The sequence below is a fragment of the Bacteroidales bacterium genome (assembly GCA_021157585.1).
Lineage (GTDB): Bacteria > Bacteroidota > Bacteroidia > Bacteroidales > UBA12170 > UBA12170.
Window position 1 is genome coordinate 1 of sequence record JAGGWH010000092.1, and the last position, 7,484, is coordinate 7,484.

Genomic DNA, 7,484 nt, shown 5'->3' on the forward strand with positions numbered 1-7,484 from the left:
AGTTGGAAGCCTTTAATAGTGATGGTTTACGTTCTTTGATGTATACTTTGGATGTTCCAAATATGATTGAGAAAACCTTGCGTTATCCAAACTATATTGATAAGATAAAATTGCTTCGCGATAGCGGATTTTTTGATACAGAAAAAAGAATAATCGACGGTAAAGAAGTTAGTCCAATAGAATTGACCTCTGATTTACTCTTCGATCAGTGGAAGTTAGAAGATAATGACCGTGATTTAACGGTAATGCAAATTATTGTTAGTGGATTAAAAGACGGAAAAGCCCAAACTCATACTTTTGATCTTTACGATGAGCACGATGATGAAACAGGGACACATTCAATGGCTAGAACAACGGGATATACAGCAACCGTAGCCTTGCGTTTGCTAAATGCTGGACTGTTCAGGGAAGATGGTGTTTCTGCACCAGAAGCACTTGCAATTTCTAAAGATAATGTTGATTTTATGCTCAATGGATTAAAAGAAAGAGGTGTAAATTACACACATACGATAAAATAAGTGAGACTTTAATTTCGTGAAGCAAAATTATATAGTCGAACTGATACTGAGTAGAGTCGAAGGATTACATATACTTCAGGAGGATTGTTATATTAAGGAATTGGTGAAATAGGCTATAGATTCTCGTATTTTTTGAATTAATAGTTTGAACACTGAAAAAAAGTTCTAATTTTGCAATCTCAAAAAATGGCGGGGTAGCTCAGTTGGTTAGAGCGTCGGATTCATAACCCGGAGGTCTCGAGTTCAATTCTCGATCCCGCTACACTAAAAAAACCTTATACGAAAGTATAGGGTTTTTTATTTTGAACAAGTGTTAAGCTTGCTTAAACACGAAGTGAAAAAATAAAAAATACGAAATCGCAAAGCGATTAGGGCTTTTGGTATTAGCCTTCCCCCAAAAAGAATCAGCGTAGCTAATTCTCGATCCCGCTACACTAAAAAAACCTTATACGAAAGTATAGGGTTTTTGTTTTTTAGGGAGTTACAAAGAACAATAATTAAGGCTTGATTTCAGTATTTTTTAGACTACTTTCTTCTTTTGTAATATTTATAGAGTAGGCAATTAATTACACCATTCTTTTATTGCTTCGTATGCTTCAGTATATCCTAATTCTCCAGCTTTTGGTATTAGCCTCTCCAAAAAGAATCAACGCAGCTAATTCTCAATCCCGCTACAATAAACTCTAACACAAAGTGTTGGGTTTTTTTATTTTGAACAAGTGTTAAGCTTGCTTAAACACGAAGTGAAAAAATAAAAATATGAAATCGCGAAGCGATATTAGTGGGTTTTAAATATTAGCCTTCCCTCCTACGTAGAATCCGTGTAGATAATTTTTGATACTGTTACCTGAAAATTAATGATTTATGCTTTTACTCCGCTTGAGAGACTATTAAGTTTAACAAGCTTAATCCGGAGATTAAGCTTAGCCTATATGGCTTCCATTCCTACAGTCGGCAGAATTTTGGAATCTTCCGATATATAACTGATTAAGTATTAATAGTTAAAGTATTTTTATTAATTCAGCTCTTTACGAAGGCGTGCAACAGGAATATTCAACTGCTCGCGATATTTTGCAACTGTACGTCGAGCAATTACATAACCTTTTTCTTTTAAAATACTGGTTAACTGCTCATCGGTCATTGGTTTTGTTTTTTCTTCGGCATCAATACAATTTGAAAGAATTTTCTTTACTTCTATTGTCGAAACTTCTTCACCGTTTTTCATTTTTAAACTTTCTGAGAATAAGCTTTTTAAAAGCAGAGTACCAAAAGGTGTTTGGACATATTTACTATTTGCTACACGCGAAATAGTTGAAATATCAAGATTTACTTGATCGGCAATATCTTTTAAAATCATTGGACGTAAATCTACTTCATCACCACTTAAAAAATAAGCATATTGATAATCCATAATTGCCTTCATAGTAATATACAAAGTATGCTGTCGTTGCTTTATAGCATCAATAAACCATTTTGCCGAATCTACTTTTTGTTTTACAAACTGAAATGCTTCTTTGTCTTTTTTATTCTTATTGGCAGCATAAGCTAAAAGCATTTCTTTATATGTTTTGTTTAATCGTAATTCGGGAGCATTTCTGGAATTAAGATTAAGTTCTAATATTCCATCGTTATTTGTAATAACAAAATCGGGAATGATATAATGATTTACTTTAGTGGTTTCGCCTAAAGAATTACCAGGTTTAGGATTAAGTTTTAAAACTTCTTCAATGGCTAACTTAAGTTGGGATTCGTCAATTTGGGCTTTCTTTAAAATTTTATCGTAATGTTTTTTTGTAAAAGCATCAAAGTAGCGTTCGATTATACGTATTGCAAGGGCAATATTTTCATCTTCAACATCTTTTCTTTTCAATTGAATAAGCAGACATTCCTGTAAATTTCTGGCTCCTACACCAATAGGATCAAAAGTTTGAATTACTTTTAATACAGCTTCAATTTCTTTTACGGTAACTTCCATATTTAGAGCAAAGAGTAAATCATCAACCATTGCTTCTAAATCACGTTGTAAATACCCTGAGTCATCAATATTTCCGATAATAATTTTAGCTATTTCGCTTTGTTTTTTTGTAAATCCTTGGTGATTAATTTGTGCCATTAAGACTTCGTAAAAGGAAACCCCTGCGGCAAAAGGGATAGTTTTTTTATCGTCTTCGGCATAATTATTTGATCGTGTTTTATATTCCGGAATATCATCGTCATCAACATAATCGGTTACATCAAATTCCTCATCACTATCTTTTTCCTCATCCCCATCCTCCGATACGGTTTCAGTTACATTGTCGGGAGAATCATCTTCTAAAGCAGGATTTTCTTCAATTTCTTGTTTAATACGCTGATCGAGACCAATAGAGGGAATCTGTAACAATTTCATCAGCAAAATTTGCTGTGGTGAAAGTTTCTGTAGTAATTTTTGTTGCAGTCTCAGTTGTTGCATATTATTCTCTCATCAGATAATTTCCGAATATAAATCTACGGCTTTTTTTCAATCAATAAAAATGAAAAAGCATCAATTTAGTATTCAATTAAAAATCGGCATTTTGCGGTGTTCGCGGAAAAGGAATTACATCACGGATATTCCCCATTCCCGTTACAAACAGCATCAATCGTTCAAAGCCAAGACCAAATCCGCTATGTACTACCGACCCAAATTTTCGAGTATCAAGATACCACCATAAATCTTTTTCGGGGATTCCCAATTCATCAATTTTGTTTTTTAACTTTTCGTAGCTCTCTTCTCGTTGCGATCCTCCGATAATTTCTCCAATCTGAGGGAATAAAACATCCATAGCACGAACAGTTTTTCCGTCTTCGCTTTGTTTCATATAAAAAGCCTTAATGTTCGCAGGATAATCAATCAGAATAACCGGTTTTTTAAAATGTTTTTCAACAAGATATCTTTCATGTTCTGATTGTAGGTCGGCACCCCATTCTTCAATTACGTACTGAAATTTTTTCTTTTTATTAGGTTTAGAATTTCTAAGTATCTGAATGGCCTCTGTATAAGTAACACGAGCAAATTCATTTTCAAGAACAAAGCGAAGTTTTTCAATCAGCTCCATCGAACGTTGATTTTCGGGCTTGCTTTTTTCCTCATCTTTTAATCTACCACTCAAAAACAATAAGTCATCCATATTATTATCTATTGCATATTGAATAAGATACTTCAAGAAATCTTCGGCCAAATCCATATTATCAATAAGATCATTAAAGGCAACTTCCGGTTCTACCATCCAAAACTCAGCTAAATGACGAGTGGTATTTGAATTCTCTGCACGAAAAGTAGGTCCGAAAGTATATACTTTCGACATTCCCAACATTGCAGTCTCTACTTCTAATTGTCCTGAAACCGTTAGATTGGTTTCTTTTCCAAAGAAATCTTTTGTGTAATCTGTCTTTCCGTCTTCTGTTTTTGGCGTATTCCCAACATCAAGCGTAGTAACTTGAAACATTTCACCTGCACCTTCAGCATCAGAGCCCGTAATAATTGGCGTATGAATATTATAAAATCCATTTTGAGTGAAATACTGATGTACAGCAAATATCATTGAATGCCGAATACGGGTAATAGCTCCAAAGGTGTTAGATCTAAAACGTAAATGAGCAATTTCTCTTAAGAATTCGAGAGAGTGTTTTTTTGGTTGTAATGGATATTCATCGGGATTAGCTTCTCCTAAAACTTCCAATGTTTTAGCGACTATTTCGATATTCTGATTACTTCCTTGTGAAGCGACAACATTTCCTGTAACCGAAATAGCAGCACCGGAGGTAACTTTAGGAAGATAGATAGCATCAGCCAAAGTCATATCCACTACTATCTGAATATTATGAATTGTTGACCCGTCATTTAAAGCAATAAAAGCAACATTCTTACTACCACGTTTTGTTCTTACCCAACCTCTAACATTCACTTCTGCTCCTATTGCAGCATCCTTTAATAAAGTCTTGATCTCCGTTCTCTTCATTTGTTAAACTTTTTCTGCAAAAGTAATAATATTGTTTATTCTGTAAGCTACAATTGTTAAGACGAAATTAGAAGATTAAAATTTTCCGTAAAAATATAGTTACTTAATACGGTTTAATAACTAAGGAAGAAAAAGAAAAGCATAACCAATATTTAAAAATCCCTATCTTTGCAGCAAACAAAAGGCTTATGCTTTTATTTTATCCTTATTTTAACACAATTTAAGGCTAAAGTCATCGTATTAATAGCAAAAATTAGTTCATATTTGTAGCCTGAAAAATAAAAAAAGAAAATTTTAATAATTAGGTTGAGTTCTAAAATCTAGGAACAAATAGAATACAATCTAAATAGATAATAAATAATATGAAAAAAAATATACTTGTATTTATTTTGGGATTATTTGCCATTAGCACTTTTGCACAAACGGTAAGTGAGAGCACTATCAAAAAAGTTTCCTTGGGTTATGATCTTTATAATAGTTTTTGGGTTAATATGCCAACAGATATTAATGGGACTCCTGTAGATTCTAGATTAGTAAACCAAGGGGTAAATATTTTTGTAATGTACAATCACGATTTAAATGATAAAGGATTGAGTGTTGCTGCCGGTCTGGGAATTTCTTCCGAAAACTTATTTATTTCATCAGATCATTACGTTTCAAATGCTCACCCATCTGTAGTAACAGATATTGTTGGTTTTAAACCTCTTCCCGAAGGATTAAGTTTTTCGCGTAATAAAATGAATTTTACCTACTTAGATATTCCTTTAGAATTACGTTTTAAAACAGAGAAAGATCTTCGTTTTGGATTAGGTTTTAAATTTGGCATTTTATTGGATAGCAAAATCTTTTATAAAGGAGATGCTTTTGATGATGCAGGAGATTATTTAGGTTATGTTGAAATATCTAAGGATAAAAAAATCAATCAGTTGGAAGATTATCGATTTGGTGTTCAGTTAAGAGCCGGATACAAATGGGTTCAACTGTTTGGTTACTATTCTTTAAATAAGGTTTTTATTGCCGATAAAGGACCTCAAATGTATCCTATACATATAGGTGTTACTTTTATGCCTTTTTAGGGAATACATAAAAAGATTAAAAGCTGATTAGTAGAAATATTTTTCAGCTTTTTTTTATCTTAAATTTTAACGAAAAGTTAAAATTATGTAAAGAAAGACATTTGCTTAAAATTGGAACTCAACATAAGTTTCATATACAAAAGAAATATTTACCTTTGTTCTATTATTAGCACAAACCAAAATTATACCACTATGAAAAAAACATTTGCGTTTTTAGTATTTTTACTATCAATAAACATTAGTTTCTCACAAAATTTAAAGACTGTTAATGTTCCTCTGGGAGCAAGAGTTAAATCCACAGAAATAATTGATGGTGTTTCCACACACAACTATTCCGATAAGAGTAGTATACCGATAAATGGGATTCCTTATCTAAAAGAAGAATTTCAGTCGGGAATAATAGAATTAGCTGACGGAAAAAAATCTGATGAAGTATTACTACGTTATAATATTTCCAAAGATATTTTTGAAATCTTACGTAATAATGATACTCTTACTCTTAATCGTCCATTTGCTGTAAAATATGTTTACCTAGATGATAAAGTATATATTTTTAATCCTAGATTCCTGAAAAATAGTGAAAGAAGACAAAATGGATATTTTGAATTACGTATATCCGGAGATTTTTCACTTTATATAAAGCGGTGGAAAAATTTATCTTACGACAGTTTTGCAGCTAATTATAAAGGCGGTGGCGGAACCAAGGAATATTATTATATTGATAAAAAGAACTTTGTAGGAAAAATTGCAGATGGTGACCCGTTTATAATAAGCTCACCAAGAAGTCTTTTATCAAAACTTGATAAACATCAATCTGAAGTAAAAAGCTTTATCAAGAAAAATAAGATTAAACTTAAAAAAGAATCTGATTTGGTTAAAGTTGTTGAATACTATAATAGTTTGTAGCCATTTTACACGCTTTCATTAAATCAAATCCTTCACTCATATCTAAGCCCTCAATTCGAGTGCGGCGAGAAGTCTCAGTCTTTTTGAAACAGATTTACCTTAAGTGAAGGCTTCGCCGCTTCCTCTCAAATCGAGCTTGTCGAGATTTCTCCTCCGCTACGCTCCGTCGAAATGAAAGGTAGTCCATCCAACAAAACAAAGGCTCTAAATAAAAAAACTTAGAGCCTTCATTTCATATTTATTAGAAATTATTTTTTCTCCTTCTTAGGAGGTTCTGGAGTTGTTGACCCCGCTTGTGAGGCTTTTGGACTCAGTAAAACCATAGTACCTAAAGCCGTAAACGCAGCATAAGTTCCCATCTTTTTTAGTGCGTCTTTTCTTGTGATTTGTTTTTTATTATTTGTTTTCATTTTTTCTGAATTTTATATTTAATTCTAATTATTTTACCCAAGAGAATTTTTGTGTATATGTTCCTTGCTCATTACTTATCTGAACAATATAAACACCAGATTCTTCATTAAACGAAACAGACTGCTCTGTGGCATTGTCTAAGTTCACCACGGCTATTTGTTTACCTGTAATACTATAAATTCTAGCTACGGTATTGGTGGTAGATTCTCCCCGAATAACCAACTGATTATCATTAACGCGTGTAAATACTTGGAAAGCATTTTCAGCGTCTAAATCACCTATACCTAAAGCAGATTTAAAGGATGTATGAACAAAGAAACGTCCTACACCTTCGCTATCATCAGCAAGCTGAACAGCATATTCTCCTTCATCGCTTAAATCTGTGAAAACATTCATTGCTCTATCTTCTAAAACAACTGCATAGTCTTCAGGAATATTAACACTCTCTGCAGAGAAAGTAATAATTTCGCCTGCTTTGGCATCTAATCCAATAGGAACAATTAGTGTTTCATACTCTTCTGGTAATGCCTGAAGCATAAAATTAATGCCTTCATAATCTTCTACTAAACGAGAATAAAGAGCAAAATCTGGAT

Annotated in this window: 7 protein-coding genes and 1 tRNA gene; 4 read left to right on the forward strand and 4 right to left on the reverse strand. The window is 32.8% G+C overall.

Annotation, left to right across the window (positions count from 1 at the left end):
* The coding region (locus J7K39_06140) for a hypothetical protein (GenBank protein MCD6179466.1) at positions 1–518 on the forward strand (518 nt) is incomplete at its 5' end.
* 188 nt (positions 519–706) lie between these two features.
* Positions 707–780: transfer RNA gene (locus tag J7K39_06145), tRNA-Met, on the forward strand.
* A 753-nt stretch (positions 781–1,533) separates the two neighbouring features.
* Here the strand turns inward: J7K39_06145 and rpoN are convergent.
* Together rpoN and asnS are read right to left on the reverse strand one after the other, a co-directional pair.
* On the reverse strand, positions 1,534–2,970 hold the full coding sequence (gene rpoN / locus J7K39_06150; protein MCD6179467.1) for an RNA polymerase factor sigma-54: 1,437 nt from the start codon (positions 2,968–2,970) through the stop codon (positions 1,534–1,536).
* An 88-nt stretch (positions 2,971–3,058) separates the two neighbouring features.
* On the reverse strand, positions 3,059–4,498 hold the full coding sequence (gene asnS / locus J7K39_06155; GenBank protein ID MCD6179468.1) for an asparagine--tRNA ligase: 1,440 nt from the start codon (positions 4,496–4,498) through the stop codon (positions 3,059–3,061).
* Between the two features lie 362 nt (positions 4,499–4,860).
* Here asnS and J7K39_06160 point away from each other — a divergent pair, with 362 nt between their 5' ends.
* Both J7K39_06160 and J7K39_06165 read left to right on the forward strand, forming a co-directional pair.
* Positions 4,861–5,574 carry an outer membrane beta-barrel protein gene (locus J7K39_06160; protein MCD6179469.1) on the forward strand — a complete coding sequence of 238 codons (714 nt, stop codon included), beginning with the start codon at positions 4,861–4,863 and terminating at the stop codon, positions 5,572–5,574.
* A 192-nt stretch (positions 5,575–5,766) separates the two neighbouring features.
* Complete coding sequence (locus J7K39_06165) at positions 5,767–6,480, forward strand: hypothetical protein (GenBank protein MCD6179470.1); 714 nt, start codon at positions 5,767–5,769, stop codon at positions 6,478–6,480.
* Between the two features lie 248 nt (positions 6,481–6,728).
* Here the strand turns inward: J7K39_06165 and J7K39_06170 are convergent, their stop codons facing one another.
* Complete coding sequence (locus J7K39_06170; protein ID MCD6179471.1) at positions 6,729–6,890, reverse strand: hypothetical protein; 162 nt, start codon at positions 6,888–6,890, stop codon at positions 6,729–6,731.
* Between the two features lie 28 nt (positions 6,891–6,918).
* Positions 6,919–7,484: T9SS type A sorting domain-containing protein (locus tag J7K39_06175; GenBank protein MCD6179472.1), on the reverse strand; the 566-nt coding region annotated here is incomplete at its 5' end.